This window comes from Neisseria flava, assembly GCF_982712965.1.
The window spans coordinates 93,200-108,819 of sequence record NZ_CEXQBZ010000109.1 but is presented as its reverse complement, the minus strand read 5'-3'; the positions used below and the strand labels follow the sequence as shown (position 1 = coordinate 108,819).

The window sequence follows — 15,620 nt, the reverse complement described above, 5'->3', positions numbered from 1 at the left end:
GCAAACAAAATGCGCCGCTGCACGGGCTTTTGACCGTCTGAAACTTCAGGCAGCGCGCGGCCTTTGACCACGCTCATGGCGTATTCGAGATAGGCGCGTTCGGCGTACTGGCCTAACAGCAGGTAGTCTTCGCCGACGGGAGAGGGGACGGAAACGTGTTCGTTCATAAGGAAGCTGGAATGAAAGATAAAGGGCGATATTGTAAAATAAAAATGGGGTTTCTGTTAGAGAAGGACAGTTCGTACTGAGTTTTGATTGGGTATCGGCGGGAAGTTTGTAGAATTTTAGACATTAAGGGTCGTCTGAAAATTTTCAGACGACCCTTAATGTACAGTAGTAGTCAGTATTTCAGTACGGGTCAAACCGGTTTGTTAGCTTCGTGTCCGTATGTTTGGATGTAAATGCTTTGTTGGATTGGAGAAAGTATTTTCAGATGACATAGAAGGTCGTCTGAAAAGCTTTGGTTTGTTGTAAAAAGTAGGTGTCGGTATTCTATAAACCTGCATAGTTTCGAACATGCAACAGTTATTCGTACACAATGCCTGCAATTATCTCATGTTCGTTTAGTCCGCCGTATTGTTGTTCCCAATCGTGTGAGGCTTCGAGTGTATCGCATTCTTGGGCAACGGATAATTGGATACCGTCCATTTTGTCGGAGGCCATTCCGCTAAGGCGGTCGCACATCTCGGCAGAGAGATTTTGTTCGGAAGATTGATGGGCTTCTGAATAACTGAAAGGAAATGCCAAAAATCCTAAAACGAAGGCAGCAACGGCGAGCCATGCATTTTTACGGTAACGGTTCATTATATCCTCCAATCAAATAAAACTAAGATTTTTCTTACTTGCTTGTGTCAAACAGTCTTTGCTTCATGAAAATCTGATTACAATCATCGTAATGCGAGCCATGTTTTTACCTGATTATGGCTGAAGAAGGTTTGGTTTGTTTGAAGCGTTGGAAGAATCATACTAAGCAAAAACAAAAAATGCAATACTTTTTCTTAATTCAACTAATATTTTTCTTACATTTTTAATAAAACTAAGGTAAAATAAACTCAAGTGCTTCATTGTAGGAGGCGCATTTCAGCTTGAGGATTGATATGGATACATTTAAAGACAGATTGGTGTTTTTGTGGAAAGACGAGGCGCGTCAAGCCAAAATTGCCGCAGACATTGATATGACTATTGCGGGATTTAGTAGGATTTGGAACGAAGGTGGATTGCCGAAATCGGAAACTCTAAAAAAAATCAAACAACTGAAAGGTTGCAGTATTGACTGGCTGTTGACTGGGGAGGGGAGTCCGTTCCCTAATGCGCAAGTTCCGTCTTCTACTGCAGTTGCTTATGATACATTGGGCAATCCGGTTGATATCGACGAGTTTGTCTTCGTTCCTCGTTATGATATTCAGGCTGCCGCCGGACATGGGCGGTTAGTAGGTGATGAAAAACCTGTTTTTACCATGGCATTCCGTCGGTATTGGGTAGAAAATTATGTTACCCGTGATACTAAAAACCTTTCCGTTATTTCGGTCAAGGGGGATTCTATGGAAGGGGTTTTGAATGATGGGGATACTATTTTAATCAATCATGCTGAGACTGCGCCGAAGGATGGGCTGTACGTTTTGAGGCTTAATGAGAATTTGTTGGTAAAACGATTACAGCTGATGCCAGGCGGGGTGGTGAATGTGATTTCCGCCAATGAGGCTTATCCGACTTTTGAAATTGATTTGAATAATTTGACTGACGATGTTGCCATTATCGGGCGTGTCGAGTGGTTCGGGCGAAATATTTGAATGGTGTAGTCCTTGTATTTTCAGACGACTTGTTAAGTAGTGGTTTATGGTTTTTATCTCTATTGATAAATATAGAAGTGGACTCCATCTTGCATGGAGAAGTCCGTGAAGCTGCAACTCTTGATGCCGGTCAATCTGAGGGCAGACTTGCTTTAGGTTAAGGTTTGCAGGACAATATCGAAAATATTCATATAAAAGGAAACACATCATGTCAGACGAAAGTCCAATTATTTTCACTGATAGCTGCTGTACCAAGGTTGCCGATTTGATTGCAGAAGAAAACAATCCCGATTTGAAATTACGCGTGTTTGTTAATGGCGGAGGTTGTTCGGGATTCCAGTATGGTTTTACTTTTGATGAAATCAAAAATGATGACGATTTTGAAATTCAGAAAAACGGCCTGACTTTCTTGGTGGACCCGATGAGCTACCAATATTTGGTTGGTGCGGAAATTGATTACACTGAAAGTTTGCAAGGATCGCAATTTGTTATTCGTAATCCGAATGCGGAAACGACTTGCGGTTGTGGTTCATCCTTCTCAGTTTGAACCATATGTAGATAAAAAAAGGCCGTTTGTTTATACAAACGGCCTTTCGTTTGTAATTGCTTTCCAATAAAAATCATCTGTCTTATAATCTATAATTCCCTTTGGGAATATTTACTCATGTACTATTATGTTGTCTGTTATTTGATTTGCATCTGGTTTTTTGCCGATAGGGTTGTTTATCTAAAGGGATAACTATCAGATATTTGAGTAATTTAATAAATTTCGGGAGTGGTGTCTAAGTCAGATGATAAGTTGACGGATCGCTGCCGTGTATTATGGTATAGGAAAATCAAGCCGGTTTCCGTGAATGGGATTAAAAGTTCGGTTTGTTCTAGGATAACAATGAAAAACTCTGACAAACTTTACGATGTCTATGTTTCTTATCCGCCAGATGTCGATCATGAGCGTATCAATGCATGCCTATATGATAACTTGCCGGAAAAAGAAGCAGAAGATTTGGTTCAGGCACTTTCTGAACGTCCGCAAGCGATTATTGCCGAGAATTGTACACAGGACGAGCGCGAGAATGCGCAGCAGTATTTCAACTACTTGGGGCTTGATGTTATTGTGCGTCAATCCATGGAGTTGCAGGTAAGCGAGACTGAAGGTGACAATGAGGAGACCTCTTTAAAGCAATGTCCCGTTTGTATGACGATTACTGAGGATGTGGCAGCGGATGAATGTGCCGTCTGCCATTTCCATTTTGCCAGTGCAACCGAACAAATTATCCAACGCAAACGCATAGAATGGCAGGAAAAGGTTGCGTTCGAACATAAAAAACAAGCTGAAATCGCTCATAAATTGCAACTTGAAAAAGAGCGGGAAGAGAAGTTGATGCGGAAAGAGATCCGTGCCGAACTTGAAAGCAAATTGCGGCAGGAGTTGGGACAGGATCCTAGACTGGAGGCCCTTACTTCCAAGCGCAACATGATTGTTCTAGTTTCTGTTTTGGGTGTGTTGGCTATATTCGGCTTGGTAGCGGCAGGATATTTGGCAGCTAAATACCTTTGATGAATGCTTTAAATTTGAATATATCGTAGACCGGATTTCATTTTGAAATCCGGTTTTTATTATTGTGATGTCCTGCTATGAAGAGTTGTATTGATTTTGTGGGGATACTGTATCGTGTCTATTGAAACGGATTGTCCAATGTACCATAATCCGACTGTTCTATTCCTATTAAAACAATAAAGGTCAAAATTATGTGCCAACTGCTCGGCATGAACTGTAATACCCCAACGGACATTATGTTTTCCTTCGAGGGTTTCCGCCGCCGCGGCGGCATTACCGACCATCACGCCGATGGATTCGGTATCGGTTTCTTTGAAGGGAAAGGTGTACGATTGTTTCACGATGATAAGCCCAGCGCAAATTCTCCGGTTGCCGACTTGGTTCGCGCCTATCAAATTAAATCTGAAAACGTCATCGCCCACATCCGTAAAGCCTCGCAAGGGCAGACTTCTTTGGCCAATACCCATCCTTTTATGCGCGAAATGTGGGGCGAATATTGGCTCTTTGCGCATAACGGGCATTTGATTGATTTTTATCCGGAACAAGGCGAGTATTACCATGCTGTCGGTACGACCGACTCCGAACGTGCATTTTGTTATATCCTCAACCGGCTTCGCAGCCGTTTTGCTGAGAAACCTGATTCCGATACTTTGTTTGATGCCGTTGCTGCGCTAACTCACGAAATTCGCCGCTTTGGATTGTTCAATTTTGTGATGTCCAACGGCGACTGCCTGTTTGCACATGCCAGCACGCTGCTGCACTATATCGTGCGCAAAGCTCCTTTCGGCAAGGCACGGCTTTTGGATGATGACGTGATGGTCGATTTTTCCGCAGTTACCACCCCGAATGACAAAGTCTCCGTTATTGCCACACTGCCCTTGACCCGAGACGAAACTTGGTCGCAATTAGCTGTTGATGAATTAGTCATGTTCCGAGACGGCGATATTGTCCGCAGCGACCGCCCTGAAAGCCCTGTTTACATGAGCGCGGAAGAGGGGTTGGCAATTGCCCGCGCAGTCGGCGTGTCCGTATAAATATGAAAGGTCGTCTGAAAAATGTTCAGACGACCTTTTTCATGCTGGTCGTATCAATAATTGGTCGAGCAGAACTGCTCACGCTTGTCCGCATCGGCGGCATAACACGTCAAGCCCATGCCTGCCGCGTTGCTGTTGTTCGCCTTCGCTCCCGGTTTTTTGTTCACCAAAACTTTGCCGTTTTTCCCGATTTCCACGGTTACGCCTTTACCGTTTTTCAGCTTCCATTTCAACACCTGCGCATCGGCATTCTGACACTTGTTGACCGAACAGCCGCCTTCAGTCGCCACATTGCCGTTTTTATAAATCACACACTGCTGCTGGCTGTCGGCGCAAGCCGCATAGGCAGCAACGGAAAAACAGGAAATCAGTGCGGCAAACAAAACAGGTTTCATAGTTTGGACTCCTTGGGTGGTGATGATGGGTTTGCAATATCTCAAACTATACGCTTGTTCGTATCGATAAGCCATCGGGCGTCAGGTAAGCAATATATTGATTCGATATTGGGTAAGTTTCAAATGTTATTAATCAGTTGGTAATAAAATATTCATCAGCGCGATATTGATATAGTAGTTGCTTCTGCCTATCTTTTCTTTGTGCAGGAATCCGCCTTCTGTCAGTTCGTCCAGGTATTTGGCGGCACTGGGGCGGGAAACTTTCAGCGTTTTCATCAGGAAATCGATTTTTGTGTAGGGATGATTGAACAGGTGGTTAATCAGGTCTTGGCTGTAGAAGTTGAAGTTTTCCCTGATGCGGTGTTTGTAGTCCAGCATCGCCTGATGGATCTGCTGCACGGTATCGATGCCGTCCTTGGCGGTTTGTTCCACAGCTTCCAGCATATACAGCAGCCAGCCTTCCCATTCACCCGTATCGCGTACGTGTTGCAGCAGGCGGTAATATTCGCTTTTGTTCCGTACTAGATAGCGGCTGAGGTATAAGACTGGAATATCCAGCAATCCGGTTAAAACCAGATACAGCACATTGATAATCCTGCCTGTTCTGCCGTTGCCGTCGTAAAACGGGTGAATGCTTTCAAACTGGTGATGGAGCAGCGCCATGCGGATAAGCGGGTCGATAGGTTTTTCCGTGTTGTCGTCGTTGATAAATGCTTCCAATCTGCTCATCAGGCGGATGATGTCGTCCGTATGTTGCGGCGGCGTATAGACGGTTTCGCCGGTACGGTCGTTTCTCAGCATCGTCCCCGACTGTTTACGGAATCCGGCACGGTTCTTTTCCAACTCGGCCTGTATCGTCAAAATATGATTGTTGGTCAGCATTCCGTGTTTTTGGATAAGGTCGAAGCCGCAATGCAGCGCTGAAGCATAATTTTGCACTTCTTTGATGGTAGGACTGGATGGACTTGCCGATATTCCTGCACGGAACAGTTCGTCATGGGTGGTAATGATATTTTCGATTTCCGAACTGTCTTTGGCTTCCTGCAAAGACAGCGTGTTAATCAGAATGCCTTGGTTGGGAATGTTGCGGCAGATACCTTTTAATTCGGCCAGATAACGATGTGCGGAATTCAGTTTTTTCAAGACAGGGACCGTTTCGAGGTCTGCTTCGGGAGGGAATTGTTCGATCGAGTACATTTTAGGTTTTCGGTTAATTAATAAAAAAATCCCATTTTTTTGCTATATCGCTTCGATATGATAAAAAAACGGGATTTTTTTTACAATTTAATTTTATTTATTTGTTTCAAAACGGTTTTACTTTAAATAGCACTTCAGACTAATGTTACCGCTTCAACTTCGCAAACGCATCCGCCATCGCCGAATTGGTCGGGGTGCGGTCGTTGCGTTGGGGTTTGCGGTCGCGGCGTTCCTGATGTCGGGTTTCAGACGACCTGTTGCCTTTGGTTGCGCCGCCTGGTTCGTCATCCAAGCGCATGGTGAGCGCGATACGTTTTCTGGCGGCATCGACTTCCAGCACTTTCACTTTCACCACGTCGCCGGCTTTCACCACTTCGCGCGGGTCTTGGACAAATTTATTAGACAGGGCGGAGATGTGCACCAAGCCGTCCTGATGGACGCCGATGTCCACGAATGCGCCGAAGTTGGCGACGTTGGAAACTACGCCTTCGAGTATCATGCCGACTTGCAAGTCGCTGATTTCGTGGATGCCTTCGGCGAAGGAGGCTGTCTGAAACTCGCCGCGCGGGTCGCGGCCGGGTTTTTCCAGTTCGGACAGGATGTCCAAAATGGTCGGCAGGCCGAAGCGTTCGTCGGTAAAGTCGGACGCTTTGATTTGCTTCACGCGCTCGCGGTTGCCGATGAGTTCGGCGGCGGTAATGCCTTGTTGCGCCAGCATTTTGGCGACGACGGGATAGGCTTCGGGGTGGACGGCGCTTGCGTCCAGCGGCTCTTTGCCGCCGTTAATCCGCAAAAAGCCCGCCGCCTGCTCGAAGGTTTTTTCGCCCAAACGCGGTACTTTCAGCAATTTTTTGCGGCTGTCGAACGCGCCGTTTTCATCGCGGTAGGCGACGATGTTTTGGGCAAGGGTTTGATTCAAACCGGAAATCCGCGCCAAGAGCGGGGCGGAGGCGGTGTTCACGTCCACGCCGACGGCATTCACGCAGTCTTCGACCACCGCGTCCAGTGATTTGGCGAGCTGGCTTTGGTTCACGTCGTGCTGATACTGGCCCACGCCGATGGATTTGGGGTCGATTTTGACCAGTTCGGCGAGCGGGTCTTGCAGCCTGCGGGCGATGGACACCGCGCCGCGCAGGGAAACGTCCAAGTCTGGGAACTCGCGTGCCGCCAGTTCGGACGCGGAATAAATCGACGCGCCGGCTTCGGACACGACGATTTTGTGCAGCCCCATTTCCGGCATTCCGCGCACCAGTTCGCCCGCGATTTTGTCGGTTTCGCGGCTGGCGGTGCCATTGCCGATGGCGATGAGCTTCACGCCGTGCTGTTTAATCAGGCGCGACAGTGTTGCCAACATATTGTTTTCTTGGTGTAAATAGACGATGACGGTATCCAGCAGCTTGCCCGTGTCATCTACCACGGCGCATTTCACGCCGTTGCGGTAGCCCGGGTCGAGACCCAAAGTGGTCAGCCGTCCGGCAGGCGCAGCGAGCAGCAAGTCTTTGAGATTGCGGGCGAACACGGTAATCGCGTCGGTGTCGGCGGCTTCTTTCAGACGACCTAAGGCTTCAAGTTCCAGCGACAAAAAGATTTTTGCACGCCAAGTCAGGCGCACGGTGTCGCGCAGCCATTTGTGGCCGTCTGAAACCTTGAAACGGCGGGCGATGAGTTGCTCGTATTCGCTTTGCTGCGTAATCGGCGTGTCGTCGGGCTGGTATTTGAGCGCGATGTTCAACACGCCTTCGTTGCGGCCGCGCAAAACCGCCAGCGCGCGGTGGCTGGGCATGGCGCGGACGGGTTCGCGGTGGTCGAAATAATCGCTGAATTTTTCGCCTTCGGTTTCTTTGCCTTCAACGACTTGCGCGTGGATTTCGGCTTCGTTCCACAGCTTGTCGCGCAGCGTGCCGATGAGTTCCGCGTCTTCGGCAAACTGCTCCATCAGAATCGCGCGCGCGCCGTCCAATGCGGCTTTGGCGTCGGGGACGTTTTCGTTCAGGTAACCTTGCGCGGCGGCTTCCACGTTCTGTGGCTGCTCGGCAAGCAACACGTCTGCCAGCGGCTGCAACCCGTGTTCGCGCGCGATTTGCGCCTTGGTGCGGCGTTTGGGCTTGTAGGGCAGATACAGGTCTTCCAGCGCGGTTTTGTTGTCGGCGGCTTCGATTTGCGCCCTGAGGTCGTCTGAAAGTTTGCCTTGCTCTTCAATGCTTTTTAAAACAACGGCTTTGCGCTCTTCCAGCTCGCGCAGGTATTGCAGCCGCTCGGCAAGCTGGCGCAACTGCGTATCGTCCAGCCCGCCCGTGGCTTCTTTGCGGTAACGGGCGATAAACGGCACGGTCGCACCGTCGTCCAAAAGGTCGACGGCGGCGGTGATTTGGGCGGCGGTGGCGGAGAGTTCTTGAGAGAGGATTTGGGTGATGTTCATGAGGAAAGGTCGTCTGAAAAAGTGATCATTATATCAATGGAAGAGGAGGGAGGAGGAGGCGTCTGAAAATGGAAATCGGTTTGAAATACATGTCAAATCGGTTTCAGACAACTTTTATTGTGAGGCATTAGGCTGTCGTTTTCTTTTTCTGTTTTTTTAGCCAGTTCTTTCCTAACAAGATGCCGATGGTGGCGCAGAAGAGGGCGGCAAACCACAGGTAGAATGAATGTGGGTTGGCTTGAATATGTTACAAAACGTCGTCTGAAAACCCTCAATACAGTTTTCAGACGACGTTTTATTTTTACTTGCCTTAAATCTCACTGCCACCGACGGTCAGTCCCGAATCAATCCGCAAGGTCGGTTGCCCGACGCCGACAGGAACACTCTGCCCATCTTTGCCGCACACGCCGACACCGCTATCCAACGCAGTATCGTTACCTATCATGGAGACGTGTTTCAACACTTCAGGGCCGTTGCCGATGATGGTTGCGCCTTTGACGGGATATTGCAGTTTGCCGCCTTCGACCCACCACGCTTCGGATGCGCTGAAGACGAATTTGCCACTGGTGATGTCCACCTGTCCGCCGCCGAAATTGACGGCGTAAATGCCTTTGTCGATAGACGCGATGATTTCGTCGGGTTCGTAGCCGCCGTTTTCCATGAAAGTATTGGTCATGCGCGGCATGGGGGCGGAGGCGTAACTTTCGCGGCGGCCGTTGCCAGTGGATTGCGTACCCATCAGGCGAGCGTTGGTTTCGTCCTGCATATAGCCGACCAAGATGCCGTCTTCAATCAATACGGTGCGGCGTGTTTCGTTGCCTTCGTCGTCGATATTGAGCGAACCGCGTCTGTCGGCGATGTCGCCTTGGTCAACGACGGTCACGCCTTTGGCGGCAACGCGCTCGCCGATTCTACCTGAAAAGACACTGGTTTCTTTGCGGTTGAAATCGCCTTCCAAGCCGTGTCCGACGGCTTCATGCAGCAACACGCCCGGCCAGCCGTTGCCCAAGACAACGGTCATTTCGCCCGCGGGTGCAGGGCGGGATTCAAGATTAATCAGGGCTTGTTTGACGGCTGAATCGACAAACTGCCGCACCAAAGTTTCATCGAAATAAGCCAAGTCATAGCGTCCGCCACCGCCCGCGCTGCCCTGTTCGCGCCTGTCGCCCTGTTTGGCGATGACGGTAACGTTCAGGCGTACCATCGGACGGATGTCGGCGGCGTGTCGGCCGTCGAGGCGGGCGATGTAAATCATGTCGTATTCGCAGGTCAGCCCCGCCATCACTTGCACAATGCGCGGATCGGCGGCTTTGGCAAGCGTTTCTACTTTGTTTAACAAAGCAACTTTGGCAGCGGAGTCGAGACCGATAATGGGATTCAGCGTCGCATGAACGGATTTGCCGTATGCAGCGGACGGTACTTTGACAGAAGCTTCGCCGCCTGCCGCACCGATAACGCGGACGGCTTGGGCGGAACGGTTGATCGAATCGATACACAAACTGTCCGCATAGGCAAAAGCGGTTTTTTCGCCCGAAACAGCGCGCACGCCCACACCCTGATCGATTTGGAAACTGCCCGATTTGACGATACCCTCTTCCAAGTGCCAGCTTTCAAAAGCAGTGCGCTGGCAGTAGATGTCGGCGTAATCGACGTGATGCGCGCCGATGATGCTCAGGCTTTTGGCGAGCAGCTCGGGAGAAAGGTGATTGGCTTCGAGCAAATCGCGCTGTACGGTAGCGTAAGTTGAGTGCATGGTTTTCAGACGACCTTCAGGGCTGGGGAAACTTGGGGCTTGATTATACGGCATTTGTTATGACTTTGGATATGTCGATTGTTTGTATTTATAAGGGGTTAGGGTCGTCTGAAAACAAGGGGCGGATAGGGATGATTGCTCAGATGGGCCGGTATTTACATAATTAAACTGTTTTGAACATTGCATCTTGTCATTTCATTCTGTACATTTGTATTCAAATGAATACAAAACAAATCAAACGAATATGAATGCGACAAACCGTATCCCCGTTAGCGTGCGAATCACTCAGGAAGACGCTGATTTTATTGCCGAATTAAAAATCGAAGGCGCGAATACGCCGTCTGAAAAAATCCGCGAGCTGCTCAAGCAGGCGCGTTTGGCGCATACGCAGACGCGCGATTACGGTTCCGCGCTGACGGCGCAGGAGCAGTTTTTCCAAGCGGCGAAACATGATGTATTGCACGCGGAAAAGCAGGCGGGGGCGCATTCGCATATCGTGGCGCGTTTGTTTGAGCAGCTGCCCGACTTAGGCGCGACGCTCGCCGCCGACCTGCCCGAAGAAGCCGACCTCGACGATTTGAAAAAATACGAACGCGAACTGATGTGGCGCATCGTCCGCCTGACCGACAGCATCTTGCAGCTCGCCGTAACCGGCAAAGGCGCGGCATACGACGATACCGTACTGCAACAGCTTGAGAACACTTTGAAACTGGCGAAAATTGTGCAGCAGGCGGGTGAGGTTTAAAGCTTGAGCGAAAGGCTGACTGAAATATGGGGTACAGATGACATGGTTTTAATGAGTAAATTTGATTATCAAGAAGCTGTCTGACATCTCTTTTCAGGCTACTGTTCCCATTTTTAAGGAATACTTAATGAAACCCTACCCCTATTTGTTATTTTTTTCCCTATTTTTGTCAGCCTGCACGCAGGTTGAACCCAAACCGTCCGGCAGCGTCCCTGTTTCCGTCCGCAGCGTCAATTACAACGCCGATAGGGGCGTTACCTTCAGCCTTTATTACGTGGGCGGTAAAGCTGATCCGCAAATCAAGGAGAATTCGAACAGTCCCATCTATATGGACGGTTATTATCCTGTTGGCGGTGATAACCTGACCGCACTTGCGGGAGGCGGCATTAATTGTTGCGCGAACCTTCCCGTCAAGTGGCATCCGGATCTGAAATATACCGTTTTATGGCAGGAGGGGTCGGGGGCGATTGACGACGAGACGACGTACCGTTATACGGCGCAGTTGCCTGAATATACGAAACCCGAAGACATTACGGTGGCGTTTTATCCGAACCATCAGGTGGAATTCGTATTAGGTAGCGCAATGGCTGGCGGGGCAGGATGGAAAGGGCGTGAGAAGGCAGATCCGTTGACGGCATGTATGGCAAAGAACGAGAAGAAGTTCTGCTATATGTATTTGCCACATTATGAGAATGTGGATGATCAGTTTGTAGAATGGATTAGGAAAGATTGTCGCCATGTATTAGAGGGTCACCCGGAAAAAGTAGTTACTGTTTCTTCAAGTAAACAGGAATGTTTAGACTGGGAGAAAAAATGTTTGGCAGGTCTTGAATATCCAGAAGTTTCCAATAAGGAAATGTGTAGAATCAACTGGCGTTCGCCTGAATATGGAGAGTAAAACCAGATGGCAAAAATGGCTGAGAAATGCAGAGAGCAACCTTTTGTATTAAGACCAAATGAGTTAAAGAATATCAATACATGAAGCGTAAATAAAAGGCTGATTGAAAAATGAAAATCCACCATTGGCTTCTGACCGGTATGTTCATCTATCCTTCTTTGGCTGCGAGCGCGGACGGCGGCGCACAACCTGTTACCGAGCAACAAGTCCTGCGGCTGACCGAAATTTATGTGACGCAGCATTACGGTGAACAAACCGCTCAAGCGCAAAAGCCGTATCGGGTGAAAAAAGACGGGGAACATTGGATTATCAGCGGCAAACCACCTAAAGCATTGGGCGGCAATTTCCGCGCCGTTATTGGAGCAAACGGTCGGCTGGAAGAAATCACGCATAGCAAGTAGTGTAAGGTTTGAGGTCGTCTGAAACCCGCTTCCCTTTCATTCCTAAACATTCATATCGGACATCAAAGACAGAGGCAAACAGATGGAAAAATGGATAGCAGAAGCATACGAACTATTTGCACCTTACAGCGTGCGCTTCCCGCTGAATATCTGCACTTGCAATAGCTGCTCTCCCGAAGATTTCCAACAGGCGTTGTTGGAATATCCGTTGCGCGAGATTCCTACCGATATGTTGCAGGCGTATTTGGGCAGCGTGCCTTTGGACAAAGGAGCTGCGACGGCTTTAGACATGAAACATTTTCTGCCGCGTATTTTGCAGGCTTTGGTCAACGAGGAAGATGTCCGATCGCTTGATGAAACGTTGCTCGATAAGTTGCGTTGCAATTTGCCTGAATGCTGGAAAAAAGAAGAAATCGATTGGTTAAAACGTTTCGCCGCCGCTTGGTTTGACTCGCAACTGACCGCGCCACGCTATGAAGGCTGCTTGGTCGTTTGGCTGAATATGTTTCAATTCGCCGGATTGGATGTTGTCGACGAACTGCTGGCAGTGTGGACGGAGCAGGCGGATAAAACGGCAGCTTTACGCGAATTTGTCGACTTGTATTTAGAAATTCCGTATGGAAGCGACGAGCCGGATTGGCACAAAGTCTGCTATCTGCCCGAGCATTGTCCGAATAGAACGCAATTCGCTGCCCGACTGTCGGCTTGGTTTGCCCACCTGGATACCCGCGCCACATTCAGACGAGCTTTAGAACAAGCCCTGCTGGAAGGCAAAGAAGACGAAAACGAAACATTGTCATGGGAGCAATGTTACGACTGGTTGGCACAATCAAATGCCCGCTAAACACAATATTTCTCATGATTTTATAAAGAAAGGAAAATCCAAATGAGCGAAACCCTATCCCGCAGAGTGGGCCGTCTGGTAAGCGGCGGTTTTCATGCCCTGATTGATGCGGCGGAGAACCTTGCGCCCGAAGCAGTAATGAACGAGAGCATCCGCGAAATCGAGCGGGCGGTGGACGAAGTGCGTGCCGAATTGGGCAAAGTGTTGGCGCAGAAACACCTTGCCGCCAAGAAAATGGCGGACGAGAGCAACCGCCACGAAGCCATCGATGCCAACCTGCAAGCCGCCGTAGCGGCGGGGCGCGACGATCTTGCCGAGGCGGGTATCGCCGAACAAATGGACATCGAAGCGCGTCTGCCTGTTTTGGAAAACACCATCGCCGACTGCGCCGCGCAGGAAAAAGAACTTGAAGGCTTTATCGCCGCATTGCAGGCGAAAAAACGCGAGATGCAGCAGCAGTTGCAAGACTGGCGTGCCGCGCAGCAAAGCACGGGCGCAGGCAAAGCGGCAGGTGGCAGCGACCTCAACCGCATCGCCCGTGATGCCGAAAAAAGCGGCAACGCTTTCGACCGCGTGATGGGTCGTCAAAACGCGGTACACAGCAGTACCGATGCGGCGCAGTTGGCAAAATTGAAGGAATTGGAAGACTTGAGCCGCAACAACCGTATTGCTGAAAGATTGGCGGCGTTGAAGGCTGGAAAATAAGTTTTCAGACGACCTCCTTTGTCGGAAAGGTCGTCTGAAAAGAAAAACGCCGCGCGAAGCTTGTCCTTGCGGCGTGTGGCGGAACGGATTAATCGAATTAATAGTCGATGTGTTCGCTGATGATGCGCAAATCCGGCCATGAGAAAACGATGTCGTATTCGCGTCCGTTTTTGAAGGCTTCAGCTTTCAATACGGGGCGGCCGCGGCGGTCATCGGCTTCGATTTCGTGAACTTGGTAGCCGCGTCGTTCGAGAATCCGCATCACTTGTGCGCGTTTTTGCTCGAAAGACGGATCGCTGTAAATTTGGTGTTCGATGTAGTCGTCATCGTAATACTTGCCGTCGCGGTAACGGTAGTCGTCATAACGGTCGTCATCGCGATCATAACGATCATCATAACGATCATCATAGCGGTCATCGTAACGGTCATAACGCTGCTCGTAGCGGTCGGTACGATAGTCGTCATCGTAATAGTCGTAAGGATAAGGGGCGGCGCATGCGGTCAGTGCGATACTGCCTAAGAGTAATGCCGGTAAGAGTTTTTTCATGTCGTATCCTTTCGGGACGTGGGGTAAGTCAAATCAAGAATATTTGGAAGCGGATTATAAATCGACGCGTTCTACGAGAATGTTCAAATCGGGATAAGACATCACGATTTTGTATTCCAAGCTGCCTTTGTAGGCCTCAAATTCCAAAACGGGTCTTGCCCAATGCAGGTCGGTGTCGGAATCGTGGACTTCGTAGCCTCTGCTGTGCAGGATGGACAAAGCACGGTCGTGGTGTTGTGCGAACGCCGGGTCTGTCTCCATACGGTATTGGGCGTAGTCTTCGTAAAGGTCGAAACCTTCTGCTGCAAGAAAAATGGCGCAAACAGCGGCGACAGGAAGCAGCAATTTTTTCAAAAGCGGTTTGGGCGGTTTTGTATATTGCGACTGAGAATGTTTCATTTCGTTCCCTTTGCGTCTGTTGTCGGTATAGACATTTAAACACGCAGGACTTAGGGAAAAGTTAGGAGCGGTTTCAGACGACCTTTCTTTACGATACGCACAGGTCGTCTGAAAAACAGGGGATTTTGATGATTTTTGCCATTTTGATCGGCTTGCTAACCGCCGTCTTGCTTTACTTTGTGATGTTTAAGGATTGGGAAGAATTTGTCGAATGCGTCGAATTCTGTTGCACACCCGACATTATCAGCGCGCTGCGGGGGCGGTATTGGGATGACGTATGGGCGGAGACCAAAATCCTGCTGTGGCTGAGCATCAGCGTGATGGCTGGCGTATCTGCCTATTTCTGGCTCAACTAGAACCAGCGTTTTAAGGCGGATACCGTCTTTATTGCCGCGAACAGTAAATGATTGAAAGGAATGTCAAAATGAGCAAAAAACACACTTACCGCACCACTACAACATGGACGGGCAATCTCGGCAAAGGCACATCATCCTACACCGCTTATTTGCGCAACTTTACCGTTTCCGCCGAGGGCAAGCCCGACTTACACGGTTCCGCTGACCCGGCTTTCCGCGGCGATGCGGGCCGCTGGAACCCCGAAGAAATGCTGCTGGCCGCCGTTTCTGCCTGCCACAAACTATGGTACCTGCACCTGTGTGCCGACGCGGGCATCTGCGTTACCGCCTACACCGATCATGCCGAAGCGGTGATGGACGAAGGCGGGAATGGGAGCGCGGGGCGTTTCGTCTCCGCCGTGTTGAAGCCGCGCGTTACCATCGCCGCAGGAGGCGACCACGCCAGGGCTTTGGAACTGCATCACGAAGCGCACCGCCTGTGTTTCATCGCCAACTCGGTCAACTTTCCGATTGAATGTCGCGCCGAAATTGAGAGCGGAGAGGTCGTCTGAAAACCGAATGTCTGTTTGGGATGCACGG

The 15,620-nt window shown here is 49.6% G+C and carries 18 protein-coding genes; 11 read left to right on the top strand and 7 right to left on the bottom strand.

The window, feature by feature from the left end:
- Positions 1–525: 525 nt before the first annotated feature.
- Complete coding sequence (locus AC5M9B_RS05385; RefSeq protein ID WP_003743692.1) at positions 526–804, bottom strand: hypothetical protein; 279 nt, start codon at positions 802–804, stop codon at positions 526–528.
- Positions 805–1,097: 293 nt separating this feature from the next.
- Here AC5M9B_RS05385 and AC5M9B_RS05380 point away from each other — a divergent pair, with 293 nt between their 5' ends.
- The 4 genes from AC5M9B_RS05380 (at position 1,098) to AC5M9B_RS05365 (ending at position 4,382) form a co-directional block, all read left to right on the top strand.
- Entirely contained in the window at positions 1,098–1,790 is a 693-nt protein-coding gene (locus AC5M9B_RS05380) for a S24 family peptidase (protein ID WP_049226590.1), read from the top strand.
- 208 nt (positions 1,791–1,998) lie between these two features.
- Positions 1,999–2,337, top strand: a complete 339-nt coding sequence (gene erpA, locus AC5M9B_RS05375; RefSeq protein ID WP_003680162.1) for an iron-sulfur cluster insertion protein ErpA — start codon at positions 1,999–2,001, stop codon at positions 2,335–2,337.
- Between the two features lie 342 nt (positions 2,338–2,679).
- The gene (locus AC5M9B_RS05370) at positions 2,680–3,348 is read left to right on the top strand and encodes a hypothetical protein (protein WP_070654723.1); all 669 of its coding nucleotides are present in this window, start codon (positions 2,680–2,682) and stop codon (positions 3,346–3,348) included.
- Positions 3,349–3,539: 191 nt separating this feature from the next.
- On the top strand, positions 3,540–4,382 hold the full coding sequence (locus tag AC5M9B_RS05365; protein WP_049226585.1) for a class II glutamine amidotransferase: 843 nt from the start codon (positions 3,540–3,542) through the stop codon (positions 4,380–4,382).
- Between the two features lie 53 nt (positions 4,383–4,435).
- Here the strand turns inward: AC5M9B_RS05365 and AC5M9B_RS05360 are convergent, their stop codons facing one another.
- The 4 genes from AC5M9B_RS05360 to tldD all read right to left on the bottom strand — a co-directional run bounded on the left by AC5M9B_RS05360 (position 4,436) and on the right by tldD (position 10,200).
- The gene (locus tag AC5M9B_RS05360; protein WP_045072473.1) at positions 4,436–4,777 is read right to left on the bottom strand and encodes a hypothetical protein; all 342 of its coding nucleotides are present in this window, start codon (positions 4,775–4,777) and stop codon (positions 4,436–4,438) included.
- A 129-nt stretch (positions 4,778–4,906) separates the two neighbouring features.
- Positions 4,907–5,974 (bottom strand): Fic family protein, encoded by a 1,068-nt coding sequence (locus AC5M9B_RS05355; protein ID WP_070654724.1) that lies wholly within the window; start codon positions 5,972–5,974, stop codon positions 4,907–4,909.
- Positions 5,975–6,119: 145 nt separating this feature from the next.
- Positions 6,120–8,393 carry a Tex family protein gene (locus AC5M9B_RS05350; RefSeq protein ID WP_070654726.1) on the bottom strand — a complete coding sequence of 758 codons (2,274 nt, stop codon included), beginning with the start codon at positions 8,391–8,393 and terminating at the stop codon, positions 6,120–6,122.
- Between the two features lie 310 nt (positions 8,394–8,703).
- Positions 8,704–10,200 carry a metalloprotease TldD gene (tldD, locus tag AC5M9B_RS05345; protein ID WP_209283077.1) on the bottom strand — a complete coding sequence of 499 codons (1,497 nt, stop codon included), beginning with the start codon at positions 10,198–10,200 and terminating at the stop codon, positions 8,704–8,706.
- 190 nt (positions 10,201–10,390) lie between these two features.
- Between tldD and AC5M9B_RS05340 the strand changes: the two genes are divergently transcribed.
- From AC5M9B_RS05340 to AC5M9B_RS05320, 5 genes are all read left to right on the top strand, one after another.
- A complete protein-coding gene (locus AC5M9B_RS05340; protein WP_016687483.1) occupies positions 10,391–10,891 on the top strand; it encodes a hypothetical protein in 501 nt (166 codons plus the stop codon).
- Positions 10,892–11,018: 127 nt separating this feature from the next.
- On the top strand, positions 11,019–11,789 hold the full coding sequence (locus tag AC5M9B_RS05335; protein WP_070654728.1) for a DUF3304 domain-containing protein: 771 nt from the start codon (positions 11,019–11,021) through the stop codon (positions 11,787–11,789).
- A 110-nt stretch (positions 11,790–11,899) separates the two neighbouring features.
- A complete protein-coding gene (locus tag AC5M9B_RS05330; protein ID WP_070654730.1) occupies positions 11,900–12,190 on the top strand; it encodes an NTF2 fold immunity protein in 291 nt (96 codons plus the stop codon).
- Positions 12,191–12,272: 82 nt separating this feature from the next.
- Positions 12,273–13,034, top strand: a complete 762-nt coding sequence (locus AC5M9B_RS05325) for a hypothetical protein (protein WP_487648336.1) — start codon at positions 12,273–12,275, stop codon at positions 13,032–13,034.
- A gap of 42 nt (positions 13,035–13,076) precedes the next feature.
- A complete protein-coding gene (locus AC5M9B_RS05320) occupies positions 13,077–13,739 on the top strand; it encodes a PspA/IM30 family protein (protein ID WP_049222777.1) in 663 nt (220 codons plus the stop codon).
- 97 nt (positions 13,740–13,836) lie between these two features.
- On the opposite strand, the gene AC5M9B_RS05315 is transcribed toward AC5M9B_RS05320, so the two are convergent.
- A complete protein-coding gene (locus AC5M9B_RS05315; protein ID WP_070654734.1) occupies positions 13,837–14,286 on the bottom strand; it encodes a PepSY domain-containing protein in 450 nt (149 codons plus the stop codon).
- A 54-nt stretch (positions 14,287–14,340) separates the two neighbouring features.
- Positions 14,341–14,685 carry a hypothetical protein gene (locus AC5M9B_RS05310; protein WP_070654736.1) on the bottom strand — a complete coding sequence of 115 codons (345 nt, stop codon included), beginning with the start codon at positions 14,683–14,685 and terminating at the stop codon, positions 14,341–14,343.
- Positions 14,686–14,813: 128 nt separating this feature from the next.
- On the opposite strand from AC5M9B_RS05310, the gene AC5M9B_RS05305 reads away from it, so the two are divergent.
- On the top strand, positions 14,814–15,041 hold the full coding sequence (locus tag AC5M9B_RS05305) for a hypothetical protein (RefSeq protein WP_070654738.1): 228 nt from the start codon (positions 14,814–14,816) through the stop codon (positions 15,039–15,041).
- A 68-nt stretch (positions 15,042–15,109) separates the two neighbouring features.
- On the top strand, positions 15,110–15,592 hold the full coding sequence (locus AC5M9B_RS05300) for an OsmC family protein (protein WP_070654740.1): 483 nt from the start codon (positions 15,110–15,112) through the stop codon (positions 15,590–15,592).
- The last annotated feature ends 28 nt before the right edge of the window (positions 15,593–15,620 follow it).

Excerpts from the sequence above, each read along its gene's own strand:
- AC5M9B_RS05340 (WP_016687483.1), top strand. The coding sequence starts at position 10,391 with ATGAATGCGACAAACCGTATCCCCGTTAGCGTGCGAATCACTCAGGAA.
- AC5M9B_RS05370 (WP_070654723.1), top strand. The coding sequence starts at position 2,680 with ATGAAAAACTCTGACAAACTTTACGATGTCTATGTTTCTTATCCGCCA.
- AC5M9B_RS05380 (WP_049226590.1), top strand. The coding sequence starts at position 1,098 with ATGGATACATTTAAAGACAGATTGGTGTTTTTGTGGAAAGACGAGGCG.
- AC5M9B_RS05350 (WP_070654726.1), bottom strand. The coding sequence starts at position 8,393 with ATGAACATCACCCAAATCCTCTCTCAAGAACTCTCCGCCACCGCCGCC.
- AC5M9B_RS05310 (WP_070654736.1), bottom strand. The coding sequence starts at position 14,685 with ATGAAACATTCTCAGTCGCAATATACAAAACCGCCCAAACCGCTTTTG.
- AC5M9B_RS05365 (WP_049226585.1), top strand. The coding sequence starts at position 3,540 with ATGTGCCAACTGCTCGGCATGAACTGTAATACCCCAACGGACATTATG.
- AC5M9B_RS05315 (WP_070654734.1), bottom strand. The coding sequence starts at position 14,286 with ATGAAAAAACTCTTACCGGCATTACTCTTAGGCAGTATCGCACTGACC.
- erpA (WP_003680162.1), top strand. The coding sequence starts at position 1,999 with ATGTCAGACGAAAGTCCAATTATTTTCACTGATAGCTGCTGTACCAAG.
- AC5M9B_RS05335 (WP_070654728.1), top strand. The coding sequence starts at position 11,019 with ATGAAACCCTACCCCTATTTGTTATTTTTTTCCCTATTTTTGTCAGCC.
- AC5M9B_RS05300 (WP_070654740.1), top strand. The coding sequence starts at position 15,110 with ATGAGCAAAAAACACACTTACCGCACCACTACAACATGGACGGGCAAT.
- AC5M9B_RS05305 (WP_070654738.1), top strand. The coding sequence starts at position 14,814 with ATGATTTTTGCCATTTTGATCGGCTTGCTAACCGCCGTCTTGCTTTAC.
- AC5M9B_RS05355 (WP_070654724.1), bottom strand. The coding sequence starts at position 5,974 with ATGTACTCGATCGAACAATTCCCTCCCGAAGCAGACCTCGAAACGGTC.
- AC5M9B_RS05330 (WP_070654730.1), top strand. The coding sequence starts at position 11,900 with ATGAAAATCCACCATTGGCTTCTGACCGGTATGTTCATCTATCCTTCT.
- AC5M9B_RS05325 (WP_487648336.1), top strand. The coding sequence starts at position 12,273 with ATGGAAAAATGGATAGCAGAAGCATACGAACTATTTGCACCTTACAGC.
- AC5M9B_RS05360 (WP_045072473.1), bottom strand. The coding sequence starts at position 4,777 with ATGAAACCTGTTTTGTTTGCCGCACTGATTTCCTGTTTTTCCGTTGCT.
- AC5M9B_RS05320 (WP_049222777.1), top strand. The coding sequence starts at position 13,077 with ATGAGCGAAACCCTATCCCGCAGAGTGGGCCGTCTGGTAAGCGGCGGT.
- AC5M9B_RS05385 (WP_003743692.1), bottom strand. The coding sequence starts at position 804 with ATGAACCGTTACCGTAAAAATGCATGGCTCGCCGTTGCTGCCTTCGTT.
- tldD (WP_209283077.1), bottom strand. The coding sequence starts at position 10,200 with ATGCCGTATAATCAAGCCCCAAGTTTCCCCAGCCCTGAAGGTCGTCTG.